The organism is Actinomycetospora sp. CA-101289, assembly GCF_050955895.1.
Taxonomy (GTDB): domain Bacteria; phylum Actinomycetota; class Actinomycetes; order Mycobacteriales; family Pseudonocardiaceae; genus Actinomycetospora.
In genome coordinates, this window is record NZ_CP192093.1 from 591,134 (window position 1) to 617,125 (window position 25,992).

A 25,992-nucleotide genomic window follows, 5' to 3' on the forward strand; every position below is an offset into this window, starting at 1 on the left:
CCGCGCCCATGAGCGAGCCCACCCCCGACCTGCTGGTCGTCGACGACGACGCCGACGTCCGGGCCTCGCTGGAGCGGGGCCTGCGGCTCTCGGGGTTCGCGGTCCGGTCGGCGCAGGACGGGCCGGGCGCGCTGCGCGCGGTGCACGAGCGGGTGCCCGACGCCGTCGTCCTCGACCTCGGGCTGCCCGGCATGGACGGGGTCGCGGTCGTGTCGGCGCTGCGCGCGATGGACCACGACGTCCCGGTGTGCGTGCTGTCGGCCCGCGACACCGTGGACGACCGCGTCGTCGGCCTCGAGGCGGGCGCCGACGACTACATGGTCAAGCCGTTCGCGCTCGCCGAGCTCGTGGCGCGGCTCAAGGCCCTGCTGCGGCGCGGGGCCAAGGCCGCGCCCGCGACGACGTCCGAGCTCGGCGAGGTGATCGCCGTCGGCCCGCTGCGCGTCGACCTCGCCCGGCGTACCGTGCACGTGGGCGAGCGCGCCGTGGACCTGACCAAGCGCGAGTACGAGCTGCTCGTCGTCCTCGCCCGCAACGCCGAGGTGGTGCTCACCCGCGAGCGGCTGCTCGAGCTGGTGTGGGGCTACGACTTCGCCACCGACACGAACGTGGTCGACGTGTTCGTGGGCTACGTGCGCCGCAAGCTCGAGGCCGACGGCACGCCCCGGCTGGTGCACACGGTGCGCGGGGTGGGCTTCGTGCTCCGGGAGGGCGGGTGAGGCGCTCGCCCTCCCTGCGGCTGCGGGTCGCCCTCGCCTCTGCGCTCTCGGCGACCGTGATCGTCGTGCTCGTCGGGGTGCTCGCGTCGGTGCTGCTGGCCCGCGAGCAGACCGAGCGGCTCGACCGCAGCCTCGTCCCCGGCTCGCCCGCGGTGCTCGGCTCCTTCGCCTCGACCCGCGCCGACCTCGCCGTCACCCTGCGGGGCCCGGCCGGCACGGTCCGGCGGGTCAGCGGGCCCGAGATGCCGCTCTCGCCCGTCGGCATCCCCACCTCGGTGACCGTCGACGGCGTCGACTACCGCATCCGCACCGCGCCCGGCCCCACGCCGGGCTCGCTGGTGACCGTCGGCGCCACCGAGGACGACACCCGTGCCCGGGTCGCCGAGCGCGAACGCCTCGTCGCCGGCGTCGGCGTCGCCGCCGTCGCGCTCGCCGCGGGCCTCGGGTGGCTGCTCGCGGGGCGCGCGGTGGGCCCGATGCGCCGGCTCACCGCGCAGGCCGCCGCGCTCGACGACACCACCACGGCGGTGCGGGCCGACGGCTCGCGCGAGTCCGAGGAGCTGGCCGACGCACTGTCGGCGATGCTCGCCCGGCTGCACGCCGAGCAGGAGCGCAGCACGGCGTCGCTGCACGCCGCGCGGGACTTCGCCGCCGCCGCCCGCCACGAGCTGCGCACCCCGCTGACCGCGATGCGGACCGACCTCGAGGTGCTGCGCGCCCACCCCGACCTGCCCGAGCGCGACGCCGTGCTCGACGACCTCCTGCGCGCGCAGGCCCGCGTGGAGGCGACGCTGACCGCCCTCGGGCAGCTGGCGGCCGGCGACCTGCCCGACGCCGGCGGCGGCGAGGCCGTCGGGGTGACCGACGTGCTGCGGCTGGCCGCGGAGGACGCCCGGCGCGCCCACCCCGCGCTCGCGGTGGTGGTCGAGGAGCCGGACGCGCAGACCCCGGAGGCGGTGCGCGCGGCGCTCGAGGGGCTGCGGATGGCGCTGGCGAACGCCGTCGTCAACGCCGTGCGCCACGGGAAGGCGGGCACCGTGGTGCTGGGCGCGCACCGGGGGCCCGAGGGCGGCGTCGTGCTCACCGTCGACGACGACGGGTCGGGGCTGCCCGCCGACGAGCGGGAGGCGGTGCTCGGGCGGTTCGTGCGCGGGAGCACCGCGGGCGGACCGGGCTCGGGGCTGGGCCTGGCGCTCGTCGCGCAGCAGGCCGCGCGGCACGGCGGCGGCGTGCGGCTGGAGGAGGCCCCGGGCGGCGGGCTGCGCGTCAGTCTCGCGCTCGGTCCGGATCGAGCTGGGTGACCAGGCGCAGGTCCCACGCCTCGGGCCACGGCACCGCGCTGCGGCTCCTCTCGTAGATCCAGGCGGTGAACCCCTCGGCGACGAGGCTGCGCGCCAGCTCGACCAGCGCCGCCAGGTCGTCGGACTCGTGCTGCTCGTGGTCGTTGCGCGCCGGGGCGTGCAGGGGGCCGCGGAAGCGCCGCGCGTCGAGGCGGTACCGCCGCGGACCGGCTCGGGTGTCGCCGATGTCGTCCATGTCGCCGAGAGTAGACGACGACGGCGACAACGACGACAGGAGCGCCATCGAGGAAAGACGCGTCAGGGCGTTCTGGGGACGACACCGGCGACATAGGGTGAGCGCATGCCGCCGTCGGAACTGGTGTCGACGCCCGAGGCCGCGCGGGCGCTCGGGGTCAGCCCGCGCACGTTGCAGCGCTACGTCAAGGACGGCCAGGTGCGGCCCGAGATCACGCTGCCGTCGGGGCAGTACCGCTGGAACGTGGCCAAGCTGCGCCGGCAGATCGGCATCGCCGACGAGGAGTGAGGGCTCCCGCTGTCGCCGGGCCGCGGTGTCGGTGGGCCCGGGTAGCGTCGCTCGCGTCCGTGATCACGGGAGGCGTGATGGTGCACCAGGACGAGGTCCCGGCGGGCCCCTTCGAGTCCGAGCCGTTCGACCTGGGGCGGGCGCTCGCGGCGCCGGGCGTCCCGGGCGACGAGGTGGTGCGCCGCTGCGAGCGCTGGCTCGTCGACGTCCTCGACGAGGCGGAGGTCGCGCTCGGGGCCGGCGACGCCGCGATCGCGGGGCTCGTGGCCGCCGAGGGCTGGTCGGTGGCGCAGGTGGTCGGCGGCTGGGTCCGGCGCGCCACGCGGGCCCGGGCGCCCGTGCGCGAGCTCGTCGCGCCCGGGGTCACGCGCGTGCGCTGACCAGCGCCAGCACGTCGCCCAGTCCGCGCTCGCGCTCCCGCTGCTCGCCGGCCAGCACGAACGCGCGCAGGCCCGCGGCCACGGCGCCGCCGTCGCGCACGGGGTTGTCGCCCACCATCAGCGTGCGGCGCGGGTCGGCGCCGAGGCGCTCGCACGCGGTGCGGAACAGCTCCGGCGCCGGCTTCTCGCGGCCCTCCTCGCACGAGAGCACCCAGGTGCCCACGAGGTCGAGCAGTCCTGCGGCGCGGGCGTGGCCGCGGATGTCCCAGCCGATGTCGCTGACCACGCCCACCGGCACGCCCCGGTCGGCGAGGGCCTCCAGGAACGTGCCGGTGTCGCCGTAGGGCACCCACGAGTCCTCGGCGACGACGCGCTCCCGCGCCGCTTCCTCGATGCCCGCGAGGAACGGGACGCGGGCGAACCAGGTGAGCATCGCGTGCCGGTGGGCGTCGGCGTCGAGGTCGCGCCCCACCTGGGCCGCGGCCACCTCGGGCTCCGCCGCCGCGTCGTCGAGGGCGGCGAGCACGGCGGCGGGGTCGTCGAGCGTGCGCCCGGTGTCGGCGGCGACCCGCCGGAGCCACTCGTCGGTGCCGATCATGCGGAACAGCGTGTTGCTGAAGTCGCACAGCACGGCCTCGACGGGCGGCACCGGCGAGGCGCGGTCCGCGTCGGAGGGCCGGTAGGCGGCGGGGAGGTCGAACAGCGCGCGCACGGGCACAGTTTGACCTCCGGTCGTGTGCGCGCTTGTCCGTGCCCGGGCACGGACAAGCGCTCACGAGCGCACAGCGCCAATGGCCGGCTCGGCGAGCTCGCGCTCGCGGCGCGCGCTGCGCACGGCCAGGACGATCGCCCCGATCCACAGCACCGCCAGCACGATCAGCACCGTGGTGACGATGCCCGTCGGCACGTCGATCCCGTTGAGGAACGTGCGGGCGTTGGTCAGGACGATCAGGCCGCCGGCGCCGGTGCCCAGGACGCGGGCCGGGAGCAGCCGCACGATGTACGCCGCGAACGGCGCCGCGATCACGCCGCCGACCATCAGGGCCAGGACGACCGTGTAGTCGATGCTCTCCTGCGAGAGCGTGAGCAGGAAGCCGATGCTGGCCGCGAGGGCGACGACGAACTCCGAGGTGTCCACCGAGCCGACCACCTTGCGGGGCTCGAGACGACCGGAGGCGAGCAGGCTGGACGTGGCCACCGGGCCCCAGCCGCCGCCCCCGGACGCGTCGAGGAAGCCGGCGATCAGCCCGAGCGGGCCGAGGAACTTGCCGCCGGGCCGCGGCCCGGAGACGACCCGCTTCGCGACGGCCCGCGAGCTGAAGCGCAGCAGCACGTAGACGCCGAGCAGGAGCAGGACGAGCGCCATGTAGGGCTCGGCGCTCTCGGTGAGGTTGACCAGGACGTAGGCGCCGAGCACCGCGCCGACGGCCCCGGGGATCGCGAGGATCCCGACGACACGCCAGTCGACGTTGCCGAAGCGCCAGTGGGAGGCGCCGGAGGCGAGGGTCGTACCGACCTCGGCGAGGTGGACGGAGGCGGACGCGATGGCGGGGGCGGTGCCGGCCGCGAGCAGGACCGACGTCGACGTGACGCCGTAGGCCATGCCCAGCGAGCCGTCGACGAGCTGGGCGATCAGGCCCGCCAGGGCGAAGAGCAGGAAAGCGCGCACGGGGGGTCCTCGGTGGAGGGGGAGCGGGCCCGCGCGTCGGCGATCGGGGCACAGCGATGCCCGGCCGGGGAGGGGACCCGCGACCGGACGGAACGTGGACGGTCAGCGGCGGGGGCGACGACACCCGGCCGACGTGACGCGGAGGAGGTCGACGTGCGCACGGCGCACCAGGACCACCCCCGCATCGGACACGCCCCGATCCTCACACGGCGGGGTGAGCCTGGGCAGCGATCACGTTCACCGTTGTGACCGGTGCCACTGCACCCACCCCGCCGCGGGGCTCAGCCCGGCAGCGGCGCCGGCTGCCCGGGCTGGGTCGGCGCGGGCTGGGCCGGCTGGGTGGGCTGGCCCGGCTGCGTGGGCTGGGGCTGGGTGGGCTGGGCCGGCTGCCCCGGCGCCCCCGGAACCGCCACGGTCGCGCCCGGCGCCACCTGCACGGTCGCGCCCGGCTGCACCTGCACGATCACCGGACCCCCGGAGCCGGCGGCACCCCCGCCGCGCGGACCGCCACGACCCTCCCGCGGTCCGCCGGGGCCACCCGGACCCCCGGGCCCGCCCTGGCCGTCCGGTCCGCGGCCGTCGGCGCTCACGCCGGGCCCGCGGTCGCGGGGTCCGTCGCCGTGCGATCCACCCAGCGTCGTGGCCAGCACGATCCCGCACAGCAGGGCGCCGACGAGGAGCCCGACCACGCCGGACACCACGACGGCCGTGCGGCGGCTCCAGCTCGACGGCCGTGAGCGGTCGCGGCTGCGCTGCCAGCGGGTCGGGGGCTCCGAGGCCAGCGAGGAGGTGTCGCGGGTGTCGGTCGGGCTGGTCGAGTCGTCGGGGGTGCCGGACTGCGGTGTCTCGCTCATGCCGTCGACGATGGGCAGCGCGGCTGAACCGGACCTGAAGCACCCCCGCGCGCCGCGGGTCTTCAGGTCCCGCTCAGGAGCGGCGGGCCAGGATCAGAGGGTGGCCAGCAGCTGGGGAACGGCAGCGCGCGTCCTCGTCGTCGAGGACGAGGCGGCGATCCGCGAGTCGGTCGTCGAGGCACTCGACGACGCGGGCTTCCGCGCGCTCGGGCGCGGCGACGGCGACGGGCTCGAGGAGCTGCTCGACGGCTTCCGCCCCGACCTCGTCGTCCTCGACGTGATGCTGCCCGGACGCGACGGCTTCCGGCTGCTCTCGGTGGTGCGCGGGCACAGCGACGCGGGCCTCGTCATGCTCACCGCCCGCGACGGCCTCGACGACCGGCTGCGCGGGCTGGACACCGGCGCCGACGACTACGTCGTCAAGCCGTTCCTGCTCGCCGAGCTCGTCTCCCGGGTGCGCGCGGTGCTGCGCCGCCGCGGCCGGGTGCCATCGGCGATGACCGTCGGCGACCTCGTCGTCGATGACGAGGCCGGGACGGCGACGCGGGCGGGCACGGTCCTCGACCTGACCGCCACCGAACTGCGCCTGCTGCGCTACCTCGCCGAGCAGCGGGGCCGCACGGTCACCAAGAACCAGATCCTCACCCAGGTCTGGGGGTACGACGCCTACGACCCGAACCTCGTCGAGGTCCACGTCAGCGCGCTGCGCCGCAAGCTCGAGGCGCACGGGCCGCGGATCGTGCACACGGTGCGCGGTCTCGGCTACGCGCTGCGTCCCGTGCCCGGGGAGGACGCGTGACCGCGGCGGGCGCGGCAGACGTGGCGCGGCGCTGGACGGCGGCGCGGTCGCTGCGGGCGCGCGTCACCGTCCTCGTGCTCCTCGTCGTCGCGGTGGCGCTGGTCGTCATCGGGGTCGCGGTCGACCTGAGCCTCGACGCCCAGCTGCGCCGCGACCAGCAGAGCCGCCTCGACGATCGGGCCGCCCGCGCGGGCCTGCTCGTCGCTGGCGGCACGACCGGCCCGGCGCTGGTGGACGCGGTCGACGGGCAGGGCATCCGGGCGGAGCTGCTCGACGCCGCGGGCACCCGGATCGCCGGGACGGCGGACGACGGGCCGCGGGGCGGGCCGCCGGGGGGTCCGCCGGGGGGCCGGGGACGGCCCGGTCCGCGCGACCTCGACCGGGTCGTGGCCGTGCCCGACGGCACGCGCCTCGTGCTCGACACCGAGCCGGGCGAGAACGACGCCGTGCTCGCGCGGCTGCGGGTGGTCATGGCCGGGGTGGGCGCGGTGGGGCTGGCGGTCGTCGCGGTGGCGCTGCTCGGCGGCGTGCGGGTGGCGCTGCGCCCGCTGGACGCCATGGCCGCCCTCGCCCGGGACATCGCCGCCGGCGACCGCGGCCGCCGGCTGCACCCGGAGCGCACCGACACCGAGCTCGGGCGCACGGCCGCCGCCTTCGACGCGATGCTCGACGAGCTCGAGTCGGCGCAGGCCCGCGCCGAGCACGCGGCCGCGGAGGCGCAGCGGTCCGAGGCCCGCACCCGGCGGTTCCTGTCCGACGCCGCGCACGAGCTGCGCACCCCGATCACCGGCGTGCAGACGCTGGCCGAGTCGCTCGTGCGCCACCCCGACGGCGACCTCGAGCGCCGGGAGCGCCTGGCCACCACGCTGGTGCGCGAGACCCGGCGGGCGGGCGCCCTGGTCGCCGACATGCTCGAGCTGGCGCGCATCGAGGACGGCACCCCGCTCGACCGCCGCGAGGTCGACCTCGCCGCGCTCGCCGCCGCCGAGGCCGACCGCGTCGCGCTGCTCGCGCCCGGCCTGACCGTGCGGGTCGACGGGACGCCGACGCCCGTGCACGCCGACCCCGGGCGGATCGCGCAGGTGCTCGCCAACCTCCTGGAGAACGCCCGCCGGCACTCGCCGCCCGAGGGCACGGTGCGGATCGCGGTGTCCCGCGACGGCCCGCGGGCGGTGCTCGACGTGGTCGACGAGGGTCCCGGGATCCCGGCCGCGGACCGCGAGCGCGTCTTCGACCGCCTCGTGCGCCTCGACGACGCCCGCACCCGGGACGCCGGCGGCGCCGGGCTCGGCCTGCCCATCGCCCGCGCCCTCGCCCGCGCGCACGGGGGTGACCTGCGCGCGGTCGACACCGAGCAGGGGGCGCGGCTGCGGCTCACCCTGCCCGTCCACCCGGCGGGCTGATCAGCCGACGACCACCAGCGCCGTGGCGTTGTCCGTCGCCCCCGCGGCCTCGGCGAGCTCCACCACCCGCTCGGCGCGCTCGCGGGCGCTCCCGCCCGCCGCGAGTGCGGCCGCGAGGGCCGGGCCGGGCACGCTGCGGTGCACCCCGTCGCTGACCAGCAGCAGGACCCCGGGGTCGGTCGCGACGGCGGTGCCCACCCCGTCCGGCCCGACGGTGCGGGCGCTCGTGGTGAGCACGTGCTCGAGGCGCGGGTGCACGCTCAGGCCGGCGGCGCGCATCGTCGCGGCGATGGTGTGGTCGCTGGTGAGCGTGCGCAGGGTGCGGCCGTCCCAGGACAGGGCGCGGCAGTCGCCGACCCAGGCCAGGCGCCAGCGCGGGTCGCCGCCGCCGGGGGCGAGGGCGACGACCGCGGCCGCGTCGCCGGACACGAGGTCGCCCGTGCTGACCAGCAGGTCGTGCACCGCGAGGACGGCGGTGTCGGGCCGGCCCTCGAGCGCGGCGACGCGGACGGCGTGGTCGGCGACGAGGCGCGCCGCGAACCCGGCGGCGTCCGTGTCGCCCACGCCGTCGGCGACCACCACCGCGAGGCGCCCGCCGGGGCCGCGGTGCGCGGCGGCGGCGTCGGCCTGGTGACGTCGGGCACCCTGGCGGGAGGCCCAGCCGACGGGGCCGACGCCGGCCGGGGTGGTCGGGGTGGCGTCGGCGACCGTCTCGGCGAGGCTCACGGCTCGGCCCTCCTCGTCGGGCGGCGGTGTCTCCGGCGCCCACGTCCCAGGGTCGGCCGGGATTCTGGGCGCAGGCTGTGCGCCGGATGAGCGGGAGCCGCGTGAGTGATCCGTGGCGGAACTCTGAGATACCTCTGATGGAGTAGGTCCCGCGCTTGCCCGTCGCTCTCCGTGTTCTATGCTCCTCGTGTCGGCCGAGGCGCCCCGGGCGCCGAGAGCCACCCCCACCTCGCTCGCACCGTTTCGCCGCACACGGCCCTGACTAGGGAGTCCTCATGACCCAGTACGCCCCGCCGCCCCCCGCCGGCATGCCCTACCCGTCGATGCCGCAGGGTCCGGCCGCCATGCCCTACGGCGGCCCACCCCCCGTCCAGGGATACGGTGGTTACCCTCCGCCACCACCCGTGCGCAGGAGCCACGCCGGCCGCATCGCCGGCATCGTGGTCGGGGTCCTCGTCGTGCTCGTCGTGGCCGTCTTCGCCTTCGTGATGGCGTTCGGCGCGCCCGTGGTCGCCGGTGACGACGTCGAGCAGAAGATCGTGAGCGAGTTCGGGCTGGCGCCCGGCTCGGTGAGCTGCCCGGACTCGCTCGAGGGCGAGGTCGGCGCGCAGATCACCTGCACCGCCACCGACGCGGGCGAGTCGGCCCCGGTGCTCGTGCAGGTCACGAGCGTCGAGGGCGACACGGTGAACTTCACCATGACCGTGCAGTGAGGTCCTGACACCACGGCCACCATGGCCGCATGACGCCGCCGTCCCCGTCGCGCCCGTGAGCGCGGCGGCGACGGCGGCGCTCGTCGCGGGGCCGGTGCTGCTCGGGGCGGTCACCCAGCGCGCGACCGGTCTCGGTCTCGCCCTGGTGGGCGCCCCGTTCCTCGTCGCGGTGCTCGGCGCCCGCGACGGCGTCTCGTTCGGCAACGCGCTGCAGGTCGTGCTGTGCCTCGTGGTCCTGCTGCGCACGTACCGCGGCGTCGACCTCCGCGCGACGGGGCTCCTGCTCGCGGGCGCCGTGGTCGCGGTCCCGCTCGGCGCGCTGGTGGTCGGCGCCCTGCCGGAGGGCCCGCTGCTCGTGGTGGTCGGGCTGCTCGCCGCCGCCGCGGTCGTGCTCTCGCTGGTGCCGGGTCTCGCGGGCCGGCTGGGCGGGCCGGCGGCGGGGCTCGGCGCGGGTGCACTCGCGGGCTTCGTCAACGTCACGGCCGGGGTCGGGGGCCCCGTGCTCTCGGCCTACGCGCTCGCGCAGCGTTGGAGCACCGACGTCTTCGTGCCCACCGCCCAGGTCGTGCTGCTCGTCATCAACCTCGTGGCGCTGCTCAGCAAGGGCGTGCCCGTCCTGGCCCCCGTGGTGTGGGGCACGGGGCTCGCCGGCCTCGCGGTCGGGGTGGTGCTCGGCGACGTCCTGCACCGCCGGCTCGACCCCCTCACCGCCCGCCGCGCGGTCACGGTCCTCGCGCTGGTGGGGGCGCTGGCGACGGTCGTCCGGGGCGTGGCCACGAGCTGAACGGACGATCACCGCCCGTGCCGGCGGCGTGCCTCCGGGTGGACACGACCGACCGTCGCGGGCAGAGTGGCACTCGCCACCCGCAGCTTCACCTCCTCGAGGCCGGCGGTCTCACCCCGCACTCGAGGAAGAGGTGGCCCCTCGTGACCTCCTCCATGTGTCCCCCCGACGACCACGGGACGCTCGCCGGCGACCTGACCGTCGTGCCCACGCAGCCCCGTCCGGGGCTCGTCCTGGTCCGTGTCCTGGGCGAGGTCGACATGCTGACCGCCCGGTACCTGTCCACGGTCCTCCACGCCGCGCTCGACGCGGTCGCCGACGACCGCGACCCCGCCTCCGTTGCCCTTGCCGACGAGCCGTCGGTCGTGTGCGACCTCGAGGGCGTCACGTTCTTCGGGGCGACCGGGCTCGACACCGTGGCCGCCGCCCACGAGGCGGCGATCGCCCGTGGCGTGCGGCTCGTCGTCGTCGCGAGCTGCCGCACCGTGTGCCGACCCTTCCGGCTCACCGCGCTCGACCGGCGCATCACGCTGACCGACACCCATCCCGCCGTCGGGCGCGCGAGCGCCCTGCCCGGAGCCGAGCGATGACCGCCACCGCCGTCCCGGGCAGCGGCGCCGGGTCTCTCCCCGCCGAGCTCGGGCCCGCGGCCCGGGCGGCGCTCGACTACCTGGTCGACCTCACCGCGCCACCGCCGGCGGTCCGCGACGGCCGCGTCGACCACATGCTGCGCACGGCGCTCAGCGTCCACGACCGCACGGTGACGATCCCCGGGCAGCGCCGGGCGATGGACGAGGTCGCCGCCGCGGTGCGCACGGCGTGCGCGCACCTCGCCGCCACCGAGCTCGAGGACGCCTACCTCGCGCTGCGCGCGGCCGTCGATCGCCTGCCCCGCGACTGAGCGGCTCCTACCAGCGGAAACCGTGCCCGGCGCCCTGGCGCACCAGCTCGGGCTCGTCGCCCGACAGGTCGACCACGGTGGTCGGCTCGGTGCCGCACTCGCCGGAGTCGAGCACCGCGTCGAGCTGGTTGCCGAGCCGCTCGTGGATCTCGAGCCCGGACGTCAGCGGCTCGTCGGTGTCGGGCAGCAGCAGCGTCGAGGACAGCAGCGGCTCGTCGAGCTCGGCGAGCAGCGCCTCCGCCACCGGGTGCTCCGGGATGCGCACGCCGACCGTCTTCTTGCGCGGGTGCAGCAGGCGGCGGGGCACCTCCTTCGTCGCCGGCAGGATGAACGTGTAGCAGCCCGGCGTCGCCGCCTTGACCGAGCGGAACACCGGCGTCGAGACGCGCACGAACTGCCCGAGCTGCGCGAAGTCCTTGCACACCAGCGTGAAGTGGTGGCGCTCGTCGAGGTGCCGGATCGCGCGGATGCGCTCGAGCCCCTCGCGGTTGCCCAGGGCGCAGCCGAGCGCGAAGCACGAGTCGGTGGGGTAGGCGATGAGCCCGCCCGACCGCAGGAGCTCGACGGCGGCGAGCACCGCGCGCCGCTGCGGGTTGCGTGGGTGCACCTCGACGTACGTCCCCTTCGCGGCCATCCGCGCAGGGTAGGGCCGCGACGCCCCGGCGGGAACGTCCACGCGGGCGCCGGGGGTGGGTTGGATGCCTGCTCGAGGGGGCACCTGGACCTGAAGTCGTGACCGCAACGAGACCGACGCGCAGCGTGACCGAGACATCTTGGTCCGAACGGACCACGAGGGTCGCGCCGAAGGAGGAACTCGGATGGGCGCCCACCAGGTCCAGGACGAACGCACGCTCGACCTCGCCCGTGTCGTCGGACGCGGGGCGATGACCACGTCCGTCGCCCTCGCGCTGGCGGGGACGGGGGCCGGCTTCGCGACCGCGTCGCCCACCCACGACCACGGGGACGGCGACGGGCACGGCAGCGAGCAGGGGCACGGGAACGGCCACCGGTACGGCGGCTACAGTGGCCACGGGGACGGCACCGACTGCGGGCCCGGCGACGAGGCCTTCGTCGATGGACTGCTCGGGGACCTGGGCCTGTCCGGGTCGTCCGCCGAGCGGTGCGCCACGGACGGCCCGGACGGCACCGACGGCGGCTCGTCCGCGTCGGCTGCGTCGGCTGCGTCGAGCACCGACGGCGACAGCGGGGCCCGTCGGGCCGCCGCGACGTCGGCGCCGGACCGGCCGACCAACCCCGACGACGTCCCGCCCGGCCCGGGCGAGACCAAGGTGATCGACCTGCCGGACACCCCGCAGAGGTAGCCCGATGGCCCTCGTCGCCCCCTGGCGTCTCGCCGACGCCCGGCACCCCGCGGCGGCCGCCGACGCCCGCCGCCGGATCGCCGAGGTCGACGGGCAGGTCCGGGCCTGGGTCACGGTCCTGCCGGAGGACGGCGACGCCTCCACCGACGGCCCGCTCGCCGGAGTGCCCGTGGGCATCAAGGACATCGTCGACGTCGCGGGCGTCCCCACCCTGTGCGGGTCGCGGGCGCTCGCCGGCGCCCCGCCCGCGAGGGCGGACGCCGCGATCGTGCGCCTGCTGCGCGCGGCGGGTGCGGTGGTGCTCGGCAAGACCGTGACCACCGAGTTCGCCTACTTCGACCCCGGCCCGACCCGCAATCCGCACGACCTCGCGCGCACCCCGGGCGGGTCGTCCAGCGGCTCGGCGGCGGCCGTCGCCTCGGGGGCGGTGCCGCTGGCGGTCGGCACGCAGACCGCCGGCTCGGTGGTGCGCCCGGCGTCGTACTGCGGCGTCGCGGGCCTGGCCGTCGCGCGGGGCACGCTGTCCACGGACGGGGTGAACCCGCTCGCGCCGGGCCTCGACACCCTCGGGCTCTTCGCCGCGACGGTCGCCGACGTGGCCCTCGCCCGCGCCGCGCTCGACGGGCGCGAGCCCCCGGACGTGTCGCCGGGGCCGCCGCGGCTGCTGACCTGGGACGGCACGGCGGTCGCCGAGGTCTCGCCGGCGATGCTCGCCGCCCACGCCGACGCGGTGGCGCGCGTCCGGGAGGCGGGCGCCGAGGTCGCGCCGCTGGAGGTCGACCTCCGGGCCGCGACCGCCGACCAGCGCACGATCATGGCGGCCGAGGCCGCGGCGACGGTGCCGAACCGGCCCGGGCTCGGCGCGAACCTCGCCGCGCTGCTCGCCGAGGGCCACGCGATCCCCGCGGGCGACCTCGACGCGGCCCGCGAGCGCTCGGCCGTGACGCGGTACGCGGTGCTCGCCGCCCTCGAGCACGCCGACGCGGTGCTGGCGCCGGGCGCCCTCGGCGTCGCCCCGACGGGCCTGGAGAGCACCGGTGACCCGGTGCTCAGCCGCCCGTTCCACGTCCTGGGCCTGCCCGCGCTCGCGGTGCCGGGCGCCCGCGACGCCGACGGGCTGCCGCTGGGCCTGCAGCTGCTCGGCCACCCCGACCGCGAGGACGCCCTGCTCGCCGCCGGCCGCTGGCTCGAACGTGCGTGATCTTCTGAGCTATAGCTCAGAAGATCACGCACATGGGGTCGGTCACCTGCCCGGTACGCCCTTGCGCGACGCGGGAAGGTGGGGTCGTGGCGTCCCGTGAGGAGCTCGACACCGAGTTCCAGGCCGAGTTCGAGGAGGAGCTCGAGCACCACCACCTCTGGCACCGCGAGGGCCAGCGCCACCACTTCGGGGGCGACTCCCCGCTGCTCTCGCCCCGGCTGGCCCGCTGGGTGCGCTACGTGCCCCGCGCCCACCCCGCGGGCGTCGTGCTCGGCACCGCGTTCGGCCTGATCTCGCTGACCCCCTCGCTCATCCCGCGCGACTACCTCTTCCAGGGCCTCGCCACCGGGATCTCGGGCGCGCTGGGCTACGCGATGGGCGTCGCGTTCGCCTGGCTGCTCGCCCGCACGGCGCGCTGGACGGACCTCACCGACCGCGTCCGGCGCGCCCAGCCCCTCTGGCTCACGCCCGGCGCGTGGGTCGTGCTCGTGCTCACGGCAACGGCGGCGCTGCTCGGCATCCTGCTCGCGGGCGCGGCGTGGCAGCGCCAGGTCGCCGGCCTCATGGGCCTCGAGCAGCCCACCACCGACGGCTGGCTGCGCGCCGGCCCCGTGGCGCTCGTCGTGGCCGGCGTGCTCGTCGGCCTCGGGCGCGGGGTGCGCTGGCTCGCCGCGCGGGTCGCCGACCTGCTGCGGCGCCGCGTGCACCTCCCGCGGCGGCTCGCGGCCGTCGCCGGCACCCTGCTCGCGCTGCTCCTCGTCGTCGCGATGATCGACACCGTCGTGGTCCGCACCGGGCTGCGCGTCGCCGACTCCGTGTTCGGCGCCGCCAACGACCAGCCCTACCCCGGTGTCGTCGCCCCGACCTCGCCCCTGCGCTCCGGCTCGCCCGCCTCGCTCGTGCCCTGGGAGACGATCGGGCGCGAGGGCCAGGCGTTCGTCACGGGCGGGCGCCCGCCCGCCCAGCTCGCGGCGGCGTCGGGGCGCCCGCCGGTCGAGCCGGTGCGGGTCTACGCCGGCCTGCTGTCCGCGCCCGGACCCGCCGAGCGCGCCGCCATGGCCGTCGCCGAGCTCGAGCGCACCGGCGCCTTCGACCGCGCTGTGCTCGCCGTCGTCACCACCACGGGCACCGGCTGGATCGACGCCCCCACCGCCGACGCCCTCGAGCTCGTCTGGGGCGGCGACACCGCGATCGTCGCCACCCAGTACTCCTACCTGCCCAGCTGGCTATCGTTCGTCGTCGACCGCACGCGCGCCGAGGCGGAGGGCCGCGCGCTGTTCGACGCGGTGCACGCCCGGCTCGAGCGGATGCCCCCGGATCGGCGCCCGCGGCTGCTCGTGTTCGGCGAGAGCCTGGGCTCGCAGGGCTCCGAGGCCGCCTTCACGAGTCTCGAGGACGCCCGCACCCAGGCCGACGGGGTGCTGTGGGTCGGCCCACCGCACTCGAACGAGCTGCACGCAGCGCTGACCGCGCGCCGCGACCCCGGGTCCCGCGCGATCCTCCCGGTCGTCGACGGGGGTCGGGAGGTGCGCTTCGGGTCCACCGCCACGGACCTCGCCCGGCCGCCCGGACCGTGGGACGCGCCGCGGGTGGTCTACCTGCAGCACGCCTCGGACCCCGTGGTCTGGTGGTCGCCGGAGCTGCTGTGGCACCGGCCCGCGTGGCTGTCCGAGCCGCCCGGCCCCGACGTCTCGCCGGCCATGGACTGGTTCCCGGTGGTGACCTTCTGGCAGGTGACCATCGACCTGACCAACTCGCTGTCCGTCCCGGACGGCCACGGGCACGTCTACCGGGGGTCGGTGCTCGGCGGATGGTTGGCCCTGGGTACACCCGCGGGGTGGACCGACGCGGACACCACACGGGTGGCGGGCATCCTGGGGGCGTGACCGCTCCCCAGCACACGGCCACGCCCGCGCGCCCCGCCACCGACGGGGCCGACGACGGCGGCGACGAGGAGGCGGTGCCCTCCCACTGGCGGCGCCTCGCCCCGGCGGCGATCGTCGCGGGCGTGCTCCTGCTCTGGAGCAACGTGGTGCTCCCCGCCCTGCCCGCCGATGCGGTGCTCAAGGCGCTGTTCAACCTCGGCGGCGTCGCGGCCATGGTCACCGTGGCGCGCCTGCTCGGCGTCACGTGGGCCGACCTCGGCGTCGGGCGCGGCACCTGGGCGGCGGGCCTGCGCTGGGGCGGCGCGGCGATCGGCGTCGCGGTGCTCGGCTACGGCGGGGTGCTGCTCCTCGCGCCCGCGTTGCTCGAGAACCCCCAGCTCGCGGGCGCCTCGCCGGGCGCGCTGCTGCTGCGCGGCCTCGTGCTCATCCCGCTGGGCACCGTCCTGGCCGAGGAGCTCGCGTTCCGGGGCGTCCTGCACGGGCGCTCGGTGCGCGCGCTGCCGGTGCGGGCGGCCGTGGGCGTCGGCGCGGTCGCGTTCGGGCTCTGGCACCTCACGGTGGCGTTCGGCCCGTCGGCGGTGCCGCTGCCGCCGACCCTGCACTGGACCTCCGCGCTCACCGTCCTCGGCGTCACCGTCGCGGGGGGCCTGGCGCTGGGCTGGCTGCGCCACCGCACCGGCTCGGTGCTCGCCCCGATCGGGCTGCACCTCGGCACCAACGCGGTCGGGCTCGTGGCGGCGGGCGTCGCGCTCGCCCACTAGCCTGTCGCGCCAAGACGATGCGACCCGTCGCGCTCCTGCGTCGCGCCACGTGTCGACCGTCGGCGCGCATGCGGGGTGGGTGAGAATATACCGATGACCGTCGTCGACAACGCGGTGTACGTGGGCGGGGCGCGCGACAGCGAGCCCGACTCGCTGGACCGCACCCTGGAGCTGCTGCGCGACCGGGACAGCTCGCACCCCGGCGGGTTCGCCTGGATCGGGCTGCTGCGCCCCGACCAGGCCGAGCTCGACCTCCTCGCACGCGAGCTCTCGTTGCCCGCGCTGGCGGTGGAGGACGCCGTCCACGCCCACCAGCGGCCCAAGCTCGAGCGCTACGACGACGTCGAGTTCGTCGTGCTGCGCCCGGCCTGGTACGTCGACGAGGACGAGGACGTGCAGGTCGGCGAGATCCACCTGTTCCTCGGGCAGGACTTCGTCGTCACCGTGCGGCACGCCGAGACCCCGGAGCTCTCCTCGGTGCGCCGGCGCCTCGAGCAGGACCCGGAGCTGCTCGCCCTGGGCCCGCGCGCCGTGCTCTACGCGGTGCTCGACCGCGTCGTCGACGACTACCAGCCGGTGATCCGGGGCCTGCGCGACGACATCGACCAGATCGAGACCCAGGTCTTCGGCGGCGACCCCAGCGTCTCGCGGCGCATCTACCAGCTCTCGCGCGAGGTCATCGAGCTGCAGCGGTCGGTGGAACCGTTGCGCGACGTGCTCCAGAGCCTGCTCGCGGAGACCGCCGACGACGGGGCGCGGGTGATGCTGCACCGCGGGATGCGCGACGTCGCCGACCACCAGGCGCAGACCTCGGAGTCGGCCGAGAACTTCCGCCAGCTGCTCGGCAACATCCTCTCGGTCAACGCCGCGCTCGTCGGGCAGCGCCAGAACGAGGAGATGCGCAAGCTCTCGGAGACCAGCCTCGCCCAGGGCGAGGAGGTCAAGCGGATCTCGTCCTGGGCGGCGATCCTGTTCGCCCCGTCTCTGATCGGCGCGATCTACGGGATGAACTTCGAGCACATCCCCGAGATCGGGTGGACGTTCGGCTATCCCTTCGCGCTCGGCCTCATGGTGCTCGCGTCGCTGACCCTCTACATCGTGTTCAGCAAGCGCGGCTGGCTGTGACCGCCCGCGCCCGCTCGTTCGGGGCCGCGGCGCAGGAGTACGACCGGCTGCGGCCGGCGCCCGTCCCGGAGGCGCTGCGGGACCTGCTGCCGTCGCCGGACGCGGCGGTGCTCGACCTCGCCGCGGGCACCGGGCTGCTGTCCCGCTCCCTCGCGGCCGTCGGCGTCACCGACGTCGTCGCGGTCGAGCCCGACGAGGCGATGCGCGCGGTGCTGAGCGACCGCAGCCCGGGTGCGCGCGTGCTCGCCGGCACCGCCGAGGACATCCCGCTGCCCGACGCGTCGGTGGACGCGGTCCTGGCGGCGTCGGCGTGGCACTGGTTCGACCCGGAGCCCGCCACCGCCGAGATCGCGCGCGTGCTGCGGCCCGGCGGGGTGCTGGGGCTGCTGTGGAGCTTCGCCGACCCGGACGTCGACTGGGTCGCCGCGCTGCGCCGCATCGGGCGCGCGGACGAGCAGGGCTCGGCGCCGATCGTGCGGTCCGGGTTCGCGGTGGAGCTCCCGGCCGGCGCCCCGTTCGGTCCGGGCACCTCGCGGGTGTTCCGGCGCTCGACGTGGATGGCCGCCGCGGACGTCGTCGCCATGCTGGGCACCTACTCCAGCGTGCTGACCCTGCCGGCGGACGAGCGGGCGGAGGTGGCGGCGCGCGCCCGGGACCTCGTCGACCGCCGCGTGGGCACCGACCCGGTGCTCGTGCCCTTCGCGACGGCGGTCTGGAGTGCGGTCCGCACCGGCGGGTGAGGCTGCTCAGCCCTGTCGTCGCGGTGGTGACCGTGCCCATACTCGGCGGGCCGCGATCGCCGACGAGAGGGCACCCATGCGTTTCGGGATCTTCATGCCGCCGTTCAACAGCCCGCCCACCCAGAACCCCACGACCTCGCTGCAGCGCAACATCGAGACGATCCAGCTGATGGACCGCCTCGGCTACGACGAGGCGTGGATCGGCGAGCACCACTCGGCGGGCACCGAGATCATCGCCGACCCCTTCACGTTCATCAGCCACGTCGGCGCGCTGACCAAGCACATCAAGCTGGGCACCGGCGTCGTCTCGCTGCCGTACCACCACCCGCTGTGGACCGCGGACCGCGCGATCCTCGTCGACCACCTGCTGCGCGGTCGCATGATGATGGGCGTCGGTCCGGGTTCGCTGCCCACCGACGCCTCGATGATCGGGCTGGAGCCGTCGGCGCTGCGTCCGGCGCTGGCCGAGGACCTCGAGGTGCTCCTGCGCCTGCTCACCGGCGACGAGCGCGTCACCCACCACACCGACCGCTACGCGCTGGTCGACGCGCTGCCGCAGCTCGCGCCCTACAGCGACCCCTGCTTCGAGATGGCCGTCGCGGCCACCGCGTCGCCCGCCGGGCCGCAGATGGCCGGCAAGTACGGCCTCGGGCTGCTCTCGCTCGGGGCGACGACCCGCGAGGGCTTCGACGTGCTCGCGCACCACTGGAGCGTGCTGGAGTCCGAGGCCGCCGCGGCGGGCCGGGGCACCGACCGTGGCAAGTGGCGCCTGGTCGGCCCGATGCACATCGCGGAGACCCAGGAGCAGGCGATCGAGGACGTCCGCCACGGCTTCGACATCTTCTGCGACTACACCCAGCGCACACTCGCGCTCCCGACGTTCCGCGCGGAGGGGGCGACGTTCGAGGAGAGGGTGGCGTGGATCAACGAGACGGGGCTCGGCGTCATCGGCACCCCGGAGCAGGCGATCGCCCAGATCCAGCGGCTCGTCGACCAGTCCGACGGCGGATTCGGCTGTTACATGATGATGCAGCACGACTGGGCGAACTGGGAGGCGACGCAGCGGCACTACGAGCTGTTCGCGCGCTGGGTGATGCCCGTCTTCCAGCGCTCGCAGGCGCGGCTGCTGGGCGCCGAGGCGCACGCGCGCAGCCGCCACGCCGAGCTTGACGAGAAGAACGGCGCGGCGATCCAGGCCTGGACCGACCGCTACGCGGCCGAGCGGGAGCGTGCCTCGTCGGGCAACGGCGCCGCGCAGGCGTGACCGATCAGGCCTCGACGGGCGCGGGGAAGCGAGGTTAGCCTCCCCTCACTGACGAGGAGGGGTTCGGCGATGACGCTGCGACTGCCCACGGGCGAGGTCACCGTGCTGCTCGGGGAGCAGATCGTGCGCGGGCGCCTCATGGACATGCTCGACCCGTCGTCCGCCACGGGGGCGTCCGGCGGCCCGGTTGCGGTCCGGCGGGTGGGCGCGGAGCGCGGCGAGGGCGTCGCGGCGCGCCGCCGGCGTCTCGAGGACGCCGGCCGTGACGATCAGGCCGCGCTCGTGCTGGTCGACCGGATCACCGATGGGCTCGACGCCGCGGGACGGCGGGCCGTCCTGGGGGTGCTCGCGTCGGTGGCCGCCCGGGGCGCGGCGGTGCTGGTGGACGACGACGACTGCGTCGCCGCGCTGGCCCTGGCCGACGGCACGCTGCGGGCCGACCCCTTGCGGGGGCTCGTGCTCGAGCCCGCGGAGGCCGCCCCGCTGCTCGAGGAGCTCTACCGCGCCTCGTAGGTCAGGCAGTCGGCGACGTCCTTGCCGGCGCCGACCTGCACCGACGACGCGGTGCACTCGAGCTTGTCGTTGAACTTGCACTCCGAGCGGTGGCACGCGCCGACGACGCCGCCCGCGTCCACGCCGCCGCGGAACGAGATCTCGACGAAGGTGCCGCACGCGGCGTTGTCGCCGGCGACCGTGATGGCGCCCGCGTGGCAGGTGGAGCTCTCGTTGTAGGCGCACGAGGTGGCCGAACAGCTTCCGACGGTGGGCAGGCTCTGCATCGACGTCATGGCGCAGATCGTGGCGGGCGCGGCGGTGCGCTCGCCAGGCAACGAAGGCTGTCCTGATCACCTCCGGGCGCCCCTCGGGGCGTGCCGACCTGGGCCGATCCCGGACGGGTCGGGCGGAAACGGGCACTGCTGTGGCACAGGTCACCCTAGTGATGGCCCGTTCGGACCTCGCGGGCTGAGGGTGTCCTGTCCTCACCTCGCGGCCCCTTCCCAGGACGTCGCGCACAGGCCACGGTGGGGTGGATCACACACCACCGTCGAGGGAGCACCCCCGGTGACCCAGACCGCCCCCAAGCCCCCGCACGTCGGACAGAGCCTGCCGCGGCGCGAGGACGCCGCGCTGATCACCGGACGCGCCACCTGGACCGACGACATCGTCCCGCCCGCGACGGTCCACCTGGCGATCGTCCGGAGCCCGGTGGCCCACGCCCGGATCACCGCCGTCGACACCGCGGCCGCCCGCGACCACGCCGGCGTCGTCGCCGTGTTCACGGGCGCCGACCTCGCGGGCGAGTACGCCGCGGGCATCCCCACCGGGTGGCCGGTCACCGAGGACATCCTCGTCCCCGAGCACCTCCCGCTGGCCCGCGACGAGGTCAACCACGTCGGCGACGGGGTGGCGGTCGTGGTGGCCACGGACGCGGCGGCCGCCCGCGACGCCGCCGAGCTGGTGGTCGTCGACTACGACGAGCTGCCCGGGGTGTTCGACATCGAGGCGGCCCTGGAGCTCGGGGCGCCGCTGGTGCACGAGCAGTTCGGCACCAACCACTGCTACACCTGGCCGCTCGCGGTCGGCGACGTCGACGCCGCCCTGGCGCAGGCCGACGTCGTGGTCGAGGGGCGCTACCTGCAGCAGCGCGTGATCCCCTCGCCGATGGAGCCGCGCGCGGTCGTCGTCACCCCCGACGCGGTCGGCGGCGGCTTCACCGTCCACACCTCCACCCAGGTGCCGCACTTCGTGCGCGACATCCTCGCCGCGATCTGCGGCATCTCCGACACCAAGCTGCGCGTCGTCGCCCCGGACGTCGGCGGCGGCTTCGGCGCGAAGCTCAACGTCTACGCGGAGGAGGCGCTGGCGCTGGTCCTCGCCCGGCGGCTCCGGCGCCCGGTGAAGTGGACCGAGACGCGCTCGGAGCACCACATCGCGACCACGCACGGCCGCGGGCAGGTCCAGTACATGACCATCGGCGCCACACGCGACGGCACGATCCTCGGCATGAAGGTCCGCCTCGTCGCGGACATGGGCGCGTACCTGCAGCTGCTCACGCCGGGCATCGCGGTGTTCGGCGCGTTCACCTACTGCGGGCTCTACGACTTCGGCGCCTACGACTTCGAGTGTCGCGGCGTGTTCACCAACCTCACGCCCACCGACGCCTACCGCGGGGCGGGACGCTCGGAGGCGGCGTACGCCCACGAGCGCGTGATGGACGACCTCGCCCGCGCCCTCGACATGGACCCCGCCGAGCTGCGGCTGCGCAACCTCCACCCGCCGTTCGACGCGCCGCGCACCGTCCCGTCGGGCGTGCAGTACGACTCGGGGGACTACGAGCGCGCGATGCGCCGGGCGCTCGAGCTCGTCGGCTACGACGACCTGCGGGCCGAGCAGGCGCAGCGCCGCGCGGCCGGCGAGTCCGTCGAGCTCGGCGTGGGCATCGGCAACTTCACCGAGTCCGGCGGGCTCTCGCCGTCCAAGGTCGCCGCCGGCGTGCGGCTGCAGAGCGGGGGCTGGGAGGCCGCGACGGTCCGCATGACGACGGCGGGACGCGCCGAGGTCGTCACCGGCACGAGCCCGCACGGCCAGGGCCACGAGACGGCGTGGGCCCAGATCACCGCCGACAGCCTCGGCATCGATCCCGCCGACGTCGAGGTGTTCCACGGCGACACGATGGTCGCCCCGTTCGGCCGCGACACCTACGGCTCGCGCAGCCTCGCCGTGGGCGGCACCGCGGTGTACGGGGCGGCGGAGAAGGTGATCGCCAAGGCGCGGCTGATCGCGGCGCACCTGCTCGAGGCCGCCGACTCGGATCTCGAGTTCGTCGACGGCGTGTTCTCCGTGGCCGGCACCTCCGGGCCCTCGATCACGATCCAGGAGGTCGCGGGCGCCGCGTCGCTGGCCGCCGACCTGCCCGAGGGCATGGAGCCCAACCTCACCGCCGACCACCACTTCGACCCGCCGAACTTCACCTGGCCGTTCGGCACGCACATCTGCGTCGTGGAGGTCGACACCGAGACCGGGATGACGAGGATCCGCCGCTTCGTCGCCGTCGACGACTGCGGGCGCATCGTCAACCCGCAGATCGTCGACGGGCAGCTCCACGGCGGCATCGCCCAGGGCATCGGGCAGGCGCTCTACGAGCAGGCGACGTTCGACGAGGCGGGCCAGCCGACGGCGGCGACGCTCGCCGACTACGCGGTGCCCGCCGCGAGCGACCTGCCCGTCTTCGACCTGGACCAGACGATCACCCCGTCGCCCACCAACCCGCTGGGCGCCAAGGGGATCGGCGAGTCCGGGGCGATCGGGTCGTCGCCCGCCGTGGTCAACGCGGCGATCGACGCGCTGGCGGCGCGCGGCGTGACGCACCTCGACATGCCGCTGACGCCGCAGCGGGTCTGGCGCGCGATCACCGACGCGGCCAAGGTGTGATCCCGTGACCGACGAGGAGACCCGCTACGACCACGGCGGCGACGAGTTCGTCTACGTCGAGCTGTCGGCGGCGATGAGCCTGCCGGTGCACTTCCGGTCGCTGGCGATCACGCGGCGCCTCGCCGAGGAGGCCATCCCGGGCGTCGAGGAGATCGCGCCGTCGAACGCGTCGTACATGGTGCGCGTCGATCCCGACCGCCTGCACCCGCGCGACCTCGTGCGCGAGCTGCAGCGCATCGAGGGCGAGGTGGGGGAGCTCTCCGACGACCTGACGGTCGCGACGCGCATCGTCGACGTCCCGATCATGCTGAACGACCCGTGGACCCACGAGGTCCTCATGAAGTTCCGCGACCGCCATCAGGACCCGAACGGCACCGACCTCGACTACGGCGCCCGGATCAACGGCTACTCCTCCACCGAGGACTTCATCGACGCGCTCGCCGCGTCGCCGTACCTCGTGACGATGATGGGCTTCGTCCCGGGCCTGCCGTGGTGCTTCCAGCTGGTGCCCCGGGAACGCCAGGTCGAGGTGCCCAAGTACGTCCGCCCGCGCACCGAGACCCCGGAGCGGGCGTTCGGGTTCGGCGGGGCGTTCGCCGTGATCTACCCGGTGAAGGGTGCCGGGGGCTACCAGCTCTTCGGCTCGGCGCCCGCGCCGATCTTCGACGGCGAGCAGCGCCTGCCCGACTTCGCCGAGAACGACTCGGTGGTGTTCTTCCAGCACGGCGACGTCATCAACTACCGCCGCGTCGACCGCGAGGAGTACGACGACGTGCGCGCGCAGGTCGACGCCGGCACCTGGCGGTACTCGTACCAGGAACTGGAGTTCTCGCCGAGCCGGTTCCTCGCCGACCCCGACGGCACCAACGCATCCATGAAGGAGGTGCTGTACGGGTGAGCATCAGGGTGCAGGACCCGGGCCTGGAGACGACGGTCCAGGACACCGGCCGGCTCGGCTACTACAGCATCGGCTTCCCGCCCTCGGGCGCGCTCGACTCGTTCGCCTACCACGTCGGCAACGCCCTGGTCGGCAACGAGCCCGGGGCCGCCGCGCTGGAGGCGGTCTACCTCGGGCCGACGCTGGAGTTCACCGAGGACACCGTGATCGCCGTGACGGGGGCCGACATCCCGGCGTTCGTCGACGGCGAGGAGATCCCGCTCTGGGAGTCGGTGGCGGTCTCGGCGGGCTCGGTTCTGTCGTTCGGGCAGCTGCGCGGCGGTGCCCGGCCGTACGTCGCGGTGGCCGGCGGCATCGACGTGCCGCTGTACTACGGCAGCCGCTCGACCTACACGCTCGTGGGCATCGGGGGCTTCGAGGGACGCGCGCTGCGGGCCGGCGACGAGCTGGCCATCGGGTCCGACGCGCGCGACCCGAGGGCCGGCCGGCGGATCGACGCGGACGACGTGCCCGTACACCCGTCGACCGCGGAGGTGCACCTGCTTGTCGGGCTGCACAGCTACCGGCTCACCGACGACTCGCTCGCCCGGTTCACCGACACCGAGTGGAAGGTGACGCCGGACGCGAACCGCGTCGGCTACCGCTTCCGCGGGGCCGAGCTGGAGTTCGTGCCGCGCGAGCAGCCCTTCGGCGCCGGCAGCGACCCCGCCAACGTCACCGACTGCGGCTACCCGGTCGGCTCGGTGCAGGTCCCCGGCGGGGTCGAGCCGATCGTGCTGCTCCAGGACGCGGTGACCGGCGGCGGCTACGCGACGCTCGGCACCGTCGTCAGCGTCGACCGCGACCGGCTCGCCCAGACCAAGACCGGCGACAAGACGCGCTTCGTGCCCGTCGACCTCGACGGGGCGCTGGAGGTCCGCCGGGACCGCCTCGGCGCGCTCGACCGCATCCGTTCCGCTCTCTCGTAGGAGGCCTCTCGGTGGGCAGCCACACCATCACGTCCCGGACGCCCGGCGTCTTCTACCACCGGCCCTCGCCCGACGCGGAGCCCTACGTGACCGAGGGTTCCTCGGTCGCGGAGGGCGACACGGTGGGCCTGGTGGAGGTCATGAAGACGTTCCACGAGGTCAAGGCCGACGCCACGGGCACCGTGGCGAAGTTCCTCGTCGAGAACGAGGACGAGGTGACCATCGGCCAGGACCTGGTCGAGCTGGAGACGTGAGCCTCTCGTCGGTCCTCATCGCCAACAGAGGCGAGATCGCGCTGCGGGTCGTGCGGGCCTGCCGCGAGCTGGGCATCCGGTCGGTCGCCGTGTACTCCGACGCGGACGCGCAGGCCGCGCACGTGCGGCTGGCCGACGACGCGGTGCACGTCGGGAAGTCGTCGGCGTCGAAGAGCTACCTCAACGAGGAGGCGATCCTCGAGGCCGCCTGCTCGTCGGGGGTCGACGCGGTGCACCCCGGCTACGGCTTCCTGTCCGAGCGCCCGTCCTTCGCGGCGGCGGTGGAGGAGGCCGGCCTGGTCTTCGTCGGGCCGCCGTCGTCGGTGATCGCGACGATGGGCGACAAGGCCTCGGCGCGCGCGCTGGCCCGGCGCGCGGGGGTCCCCGTGGTGCCGGGCAGCGACGAGGTCGCGTCGGTCGAGGACGCGGTGGCCGCGGCCGAGGAGGTCGGCTACCCGGTGCTGGTCAAGGCGTCGGCGGGCGGCGGGGGGCGGGGCATCCGGCCGGCCGCGTCGGCCGACGAGCTGCGCACCGTCGTGACCGAGGCCCAGCGCGAGGCGTCGTCGGCGTTCGGGTCGGACAAGGTCTACCTCGAGCGGGCGCTGCAGGGGCCCAAGCACGTCGAGGTGCAGGTGCTGGCCGACACCCACGGCGGCGTCGTCCACTGCTTCGAGCGGGAGTGCTCGCTGCAGCGGCGCCGGCAGAAGATCCTCGAGGAGGCGCCGGCGCCGGGCCTCGACCCCTCGGTGCGCGAGGCGCTGTGCACCGCGGCCGTCGCCCTGGCGCGCGAGGTGGGCTACGTCGGTGCCGGGACCGTGGAGTTCCTCGTCGAGGACGGGGAGTTCTTCTTCATCGAGATGAACACCCGCATCCAGGTCGAGCACCCGATCACCGAGTGGGTCACCGGGCTGGACCTCGTCGCCGAGCAGCTGCGCGTCGCGGGCGGGGCGCCGCTGTCGGTGACCCAGGACGACGTGGAGTGCCGAGGTGCGTCGATCGAGTTCCGGGTGAACGCCGAGGACCCCGACCAGGACTTCCTGCCCTCGCCGGGCACCGTCGAGTCGTTGGAGCTCCCGGGCGGGCCGGGCGTCCGCGTCGACACCGCGCTCATGGCCGGCGACGTCGTCCCGCCGTTCTACGACTCGCTGGTCGCGAAGCTGGCGGTCTGGGCGCCGACCCGCGAGCAGGCCCTGGCCCGCGGCCGCCGGGCGCTGGCGGAGTACCGCGTCGAGGGCCTGCCGACGACGATCGGCCTGCACCGGCGCCTCCTCGACCACCCCGCGGTCGTCGACGGCACCTACGACATCACGACCCTGGAGACGTGGTTGGCGGGCGAGGGCTGAGGCGACGGCGCCGGTGACGTCTTCGA

Annotated in this window: 30 protein-coding genes; 23 read left to right on the forward strand and 7 right to left on the reverse strand. The window is 75.6% G+C overall.

Annotated elements, in window-relative coordinates; all coding sequences use genetic code 11:
- Nucleotides 1-8: 8 nt before the first annotated feature.
- Complete coding sequence (locus ACQPX6_RS02895; RefSeq protein WP_433785300.1) at nucleotides 9-719, forward strand: response regulator transcription factor; 711 nt, start codon at nucleotides 9-11, stop codon at nucleotides 717-719.
- Nucleotides 716-2,020, forward strand: a complete 1,305-nt coding sequence (locus ACQPX6_RS02900; RefSeq protein WP_433785302.1) for a HAMP domain-containing sensor histidine kinase — start codon at nucleotides 716-718, stop codon at nucleotides 2,018-2,020. Before ACQPX6_RS02895 ends, ACQPX6_RS02900 begins: the two co-directional genes overlap by 4 nt.
- Here the strand turns inward: ACQPX6_RS02900 and ACQPX6_RS02905 are convergent.
- Complete coding sequence (locus tag ACQPX6_RS02905) at nucleotides 1,986-2,255, reverse strand: hypothetical protein (RefSeq protein ID WP_433785304.1); 270 nt, start codon at nucleotides 2,253-2,255, stop codon at nucleotides 1,986-1,988. The genes ACQPX6_RS02900 and ACQPX6_RS02905 overlap by 35 nt on opposite strands.
- Nucleotides 2,256-2,360: 105 nt before the next feature.
- Here ACQPX6_RS02905 and ACQPX6_RS02910 point away from each other — a divergent pair, with 105 nt between their 5' ends.
- The gene (locus ACQPX6_RS02910; RefSeq protein WP_433785306.1) at nucleotides 2,361-2,543 is read left to right on the forward strand and encodes a MerR family DNA-binding transcriptional regulator; all 183 of its coding nucleotides are present in this window, start codon (nucleotides 2,361-2,363) and stop codon (nucleotides 2,541-2,543) included.
- 77 nt (nucleotides 2,544-2,620) lie between these two features.
- Nucleotides 2,621-2,923: a hypothetical protein gene (locus tag ACQPX6_RS02915; RefSeq protein ID WP_433785308.1), complete on the forward strand. Its 303-nt coding sequence runs from the start codon at nucleotides 2,621-2,623 to the stop codon at nucleotides 2,921-2,923.
- Here the strand turns inward: ACQPX6_RS02915 and ACQPX6_RS02920 are convergent.
- The 3 genes from ACQPX6_RS02920 to ACQPX6_RS02930 all read right to left on the reverse strand — a co-directional run bounded on the left by ACQPX6_RS02920 (nucleotide 2,907) and on the right by ACQPX6_RS02930 (nucleotide 5,446).
- Nucleotides 2,907-3,635: an HAD family hydrolase gene (locus ACQPX6_RS02920; RefSeq protein WP_433785309.1), complete on the reverse strand. Its 729-nt coding sequence runs from the start codon at nucleotides 3,633-3,635 to the stop codon at nucleotides 2,907-2,909. The two genes, ACQPX6_RS02915 and ACQPX6_RS02920, sit on opposite strands and share 17 nt — an antisense overlap.
- Before the next feature lie 60 nt (nucleotides 3,636-3,695).
- On the reverse strand, nucleotides 3,696-4,592 hold the full coding sequence (locus ACQPX6_RS02925; RefSeq protein WP_433785310.1) for a sulfite exporter TauE/SafE family protein: 897 nt from the start codon (nucleotides 4,590-4,592) through the stop codon (nucleotides 3,696-3,698).
- 281 nt (nucleotides 4,593-4,873) lie between these two features.
- Nucleotides 4,874-5,446 (reverse strand): hypothetical protein, encoded by a 573-nt coding sequence (locus ACQPX6_RS02930; RefSeq protein WP_433785311.1) that lies wholly within the window; start codon nucleotides 5,444-5,446, stop codon nucleotides 4,874-4,876.
- Nucleotides 5,447-5,546: 100 nt separating this feature from the next.
- Between ACQPX6_RS02930 and ACQPX6_RS02935 the strand changes: the two genes are divergently transcribed.
- Nucleotides 5,547-6,245, forward strand: coding sequence for a response regulator transcription factor (locus ACQPX6_RS02935; RefSeq protein WP_433785312.1), 699 nt, complete (start codon nucleotides 5,547-5,549; stop codon nucleotides 6,243-6,245).
- The gene (locus tag ACQPX6_RS02940; protein ID WP_433785313.1) at nucleotides 6,242-7,648 is read left to right on the forward strand and encodes an ATP-binding protein; all 1,407 of its coding nucleotides are present in this window, start codon (nucleotides 6,242-6,244) and stop codon (nucleotides 7,646-7,648) included. The genes ACQPX6_RS02935 and ACQPX6_RS02940 overlap by 4 nt, the downstream gene beginning before the upstream one ends.
- Here the strand turns inward: ACQPX6_RS02940 and ACQPX6_RS02945 are convergent, their stop codons facing one another.
- On the reverse strand, nucleotides 7,649-8,374 hold the full coding sequence (locus ACQPX6_RS02945) for a PP2C family protein-serine/threonine phosphatase (RefSeq protein WP_433785314.1): 726 nt from the start codon (nucleotides 8,372-8,374) through the stop codon (nucleotides 7,649-7,651). It lies immediately after the preceding gene.
- Between the two features lie 404 nt (nucleotides 8,375-8,778).
- Between ACQPX6_RS02945 and ACQPX6_RS02950 the strand changes: the two genes are divergently transcribed.
- The 4 genes from ACQPX6_RS02950 (at nucleotide 8,779) to ACQPX6_RS02965 (ending at nucleotide 10,772) form a co-directional block, all read left to right on the forward strand.
- Complete coding sequence (locus tag ACQPX6_RS02950) at nucleotides 8,779-9,087, forward strand: DUF4333 domain-containing protein (RefSeq protein WP_433785316.1); 309 nt, start codon at nucleotides 8,779-8,781, stop codon at nucleotides 9,085-9,087.
- Nucleotides 9,088-9,142: 55 nt separating this feature from the next.
- On the forward strand, nucleotides 9,143-9,871 hold the full coding sequence (locus tag ACQPX6_RS02955) for a sulfite exporter TauE/SafE family protein (protein WP_433785317.1): 729 nt from the start codon (nucleotides 9,143-9,145) through the stop codon (nucleotides 9,869-9,871).
- A gap of 143 nt (nucleotides 9,872-10,014) precedes the next feature.
- Nucleotides 10,015-10,461: an STAS domain-containing protein gene (locus ACQPX6_RS02960; protein WP_433785318.1), complete on the forward strand. Its 447-nt coding sequence runs from the start codon at nucleotides 10,015-10,017 to the stop codon at nucleotides 10,459-10,461.
- On the forward strand, nucleotides 10,458-10,772 hold the full coding sequence (locus ACQPX6_RS02965) for a hypothetical protein (protein ID WP_433785320.1): 315 nt from the start codon (nucleotides 10,458-10,460) through the stop codon (nucleotides 10,770-10,772). The genes ACQPX6_RS02960 and ACQPX6_RS02965 overlap by 4 nt, the downstream gene beginning before the upstream one ends.
- Nucleotides 10,773-10,779: 7 nt before the next feature.
- Here ACQPX6_RS02965 and ACQPX6_RS02970 read toward each other — a convergent pair whose 3' ends face one another.
- Entirely contained in the window at nucleotides 10,780-11,406 is a 627-nt protein-coding gene (locus ACQPX6_RS02970; RefSeq protein WP_433785321.1) for an L-threonylcarbamoyladenylate synthase, read from the reverse strand.
- 184 nt (nucleotides 11,407-11,590) lie between these two features.
- Here ACQPX6_RS02970 and ACQPX6_RS02975 point away from each other — a divergent pair, with 184 nt between their 5' ends.
- From ACQPX6_RS02975 to ACQPX6_RS03010, 8 genes are all read left to right on the forward strand, one after another.
- Entirely contained in the window at nucleotides 11,591-12,094 is a 504-nt protein-coding gene (locus ACQPX6_RS02975; RefSeq protein WP_433785322.1) for a hypothetical protein, read from the forward strand.
- Between the two features lie 4 nt (nucleotides 12,095-12,098).
- A complete protein-coding gene (locus tag ACQPX6_RS02980; protein ID WP_433785323.1) occupies nucleotides 12,099-13,295 on the forward strand; it encodes an amidase family protein in 1,197 nt (398 codons plus the stop codon).
- A gap of 86 nt (nucleotides 13,296-13,381) precedes the next feature.
- Complete coding sequence (locus ACQPX6_RS02985) at nucleotides 13,382-15,181, forward strand: alpha/beta hydrolase (protein WP_433785324.1); 1,800 nt, start codon at nucleotides 13,382-13,384, stop codon at nucleotides 15,179-15,181.
- Entirely contained in the window at nucleotides 15,178-15,942 is a 765-nt protein-coding gene (locus tag ACQPX6_RS02990; protein WP_433785325.1) for a lysostaphin resistance A-like protein, read from the forward strand. Before ACQPX6_RS02985 ends, ACQPX6_RS02990 begins: the two co-directional genes overlap by 4 nt.
- A gap of 93 nt (nucleotides 15,943-16,035) precedes the next feature.
- A complete protein-coding gene (locus tag ACQPX6_RS02995) occupies nucleotides 16,036-17,067 on the forward strand; it encodes a magnesium and cobalt transport protein CorA (RefSeq protein ID WP_433785326.1) in 1,032 nt (343 codons plus the stop codon).
- Nucleotides 17,064-17,807 (forward strand): class I SAM-dependent methyltransferase, encoded by a 744-nt coding sequence (locus ACQPX6_RS03000; protein ID WP_433785327.1) that lies wholly within the window; start codon nucleotides 17,064-17,066, stop codon nucleotides 17,805-17,807. The genes ACQPX6_RS02995 and ACQPX6_RS03000 overlap by 4 nt, the downstream gene beginning before the upstream one ends.
- 76 nt (nucleotides 17,808-17,883) lie before the next feature.
- The gene (locus ACQPX6_RS03005; RefSeq protein WP_433785328.1) at nucleotides 17,884-19,071 is read left to right on the forward strand and encodes an LLM class flavin-dependent oxidoreductase; all 1,188 of its coding nucleotides are present in this window, start codon (nucleotides 17,884-17,886) and stop codon (nucleotides 19,069-19,071) included.
- Between the two features lie 69 nt (nucleotides 19,072-19,140).
- Complete coding sequence (locus tag ACQPX6_RS03010; protein WP_433785329.1) at nucleotides 19,141-19,584, forward strand: hypothetical protein; 444 nt, start codon at nucleotides 19,141-19,143, stop codon at nucleotides 19,582-19,584.
- Here the strand turns inward: ACQPX6_RS03010 and ACQPX6_RS03015 are convergent.
- Nucleotides 19,569-19,859: a DUF1540 domain-containing protein gene (locus ACQPX6_RS03015; protein WP_433785330.1), complete on the reverse strand. Its 291-nt coding sequence runs from the start codon at nucleotides 19,857-19,859 to the stop codon at nucleotides 19,569-19,571. The two genes, ACQPX6_RS03010 and ACQPX6_RS03015, sit on opposite strands and share 16 nt — an antisense overlap.
- Before the next feature lie 274 nt (nucleotides 19,860-20,133).
- Here ACQPX6_RS03015 and ACQPX6_RS03020 point away from each other — a divergent pair, with 274 nt between their 5' ends.
- From ACQPX6_RS03020 to ACQPX6_RS03040, 5 genes are read left to right on the forward strand one after another with little or no spacing between them, the layout of a single operon-like run.
- Nucleotides 20,134-22,503, forward strand: a complete 2,370-nt coding sequence (locus ACQPX6_RS03020) for a xanthine dehydrogenase family protein molybdopterin-binding subunit (protein ID WP_433785331.1) — start codon at nucleotides 20,134-20,136, stop codon at nucleotides 22,501-22,503.
- 4 nt (nucleotides 22,504-22,507) lie between these two features.
- The gene (locus ACQPX6_RS03025) at nucleotides 22,508-23,401 is read left to right on the forward strand and encodes a 5-oxoprolinase subunit B family protein (RefSeq protein WP_433785332.1); all 894 of its coding nucleotides are present in this window, start codon (nucleotides 22,508-22,510) and stop codon (nucleotides 23,399-23,401) included.
- A complete protein-coding gene (locus ACQPX6_RS03030; protein WP_433785333.1) occupies nucleotides 23,398-24,369 on the forward strand; it encodes a biotin-dependent carboxyltransferase family protein in 972 nt (323 codons plus the stop codon). The genes ACQPX6_RS03025 and ACQPX6_RS03030 overlap by 4 nt, the downstream gene beginning before the upstream one ends.
- An 11-nt stretch (nucleotides 24,370-24,380) precedes the next feature.
- Entirely contained in the window at nucleotides 24,381-24,623 is a 243-nt protein-coding gene (locus ACQPX6_RS03035; RefSeq protein ID WP_433785334.1) for an acetyl-CoA carboxylase, read from the forward strand.
- A complete protein-coding gene (locus ACQPX6_RS03040) occupies nucleotides 24,620-25,966 on the forward strand; it encodes an acetyl-CoA carboxylase biotin carboxylase subunit (RefSeq protein WP_433785335.1) in 1,347 nt (448 codons plus the stop codon). Before ACQPX6_RS03035 ends, ACQPX6_RS03040 begins: the two co-directional genes overlap by 4 nt.
- Nucleotides 25,967-25,992 lie beyond the last annotated feature (26 nt).

What these genes read in the sequence shown, in the direction of transcription:
- ACQPX6_RS02895 (WP_433785300.1), top strand. Translation starts at nt 9, where the DNA reads ATGAGCGAGCCCACCCCCGACCTGCTGGTCGTCGACGACGACGCCGAC.
- ACQPX6_RS02905 (WP_433785304.1), bottom strand. Translation starts at nt 2,255, where the DNA reads ATGGACGACATCGGCGACACCCGAGCCGGTCCGCGGCGGTACCGCCTC.
- ACQPX6_RS02910 (WP_433785306.1), top strand. Translation starts at nt 2,361, where the DNA reads ATGCCGCCGTCGGAACTGGTGTCGACGCCCGAGGCCGCGCGGGCGCTC.
- ACQPX6_RS02915 (WP_433785308.1), top strand. Translation starts at nt 2,621, where the DNA reads ATGGTGCACCAGGACGAGGTCCCGGCGGGCCCCTTCGAGTCCGAGCCG.
- ACQPX6_RS02930 (WP_433785311.1), bottom strand. Translation starts at nt 5,446, where the DNA reads ATGAGCGAGACACCGCAGTCCGGCACCCCCGACGACTCGACCAGCCCG.
- ACQPX6_RS02965 (WP_433785320.1), top strand. Translation starts at nt 10,458, where the DNA reads ATGACCGCCACCGCCGTCCCGGGCAGCGGCGCCGGGTCTCTCCCCGCC.
- ACQPX6_RS02970 (WP_433785321.1), bottom strand. Translation starts at nt 11,406, where the DNA reads ATGGCCGCGAAGGGGACGTACGTCGAGGTGCACCCACGCAACCCGCAG.
- ACQPX6_RS02975 (WP_433785322.1), top strand. Translation starts at nt 11,591, where the DNA reads ATGGGCGCCCACCAGGTCCAGGACGAACGCACGCTCGACCTCGCCCGT.
- ACQPX6_RS02980 (WP_433785323.1), top strand. Translation starts at nt 12,099, where the DNA reads ATGGCCCTCGTCGCCCCCTGGCGTCTCGCCGACGCCCGGCACCCCGCG.
- ACQPX6_RS02995 (WP_433785326.1), top strand. Translation starts at nt 16,036, where the DNA reads ATGACCGTCGTCGACAACGCGGTGTACGTGGGCGGGGCGCGCGACAGC.
- ACQPX6_RS03005 (WP_433785328.1), top strand. Translation starts at nt 17,884, where the DNA reads ATGCGTTTCGGGATCTTCATGCCGCCGTTCAACAGCCCGCCCACCCAG.
- ACQPX6_RS03010 (WP_433785329.1), top strand. Translation starts at nt 19,141, where the DNA reads ATGACGCTGCGACTGCCCACGGGCGAGGTCACCGTGCTGCTCGGGGAG.
- ACQPX6_RS03015 (WP_433785330.1), bottom strand. Translation starts at nt 19,859, where the DNA reads ATGACGTCGATGCAGAGCCTGCCCACCGTCGGAAGCTGTTCGGCCACC.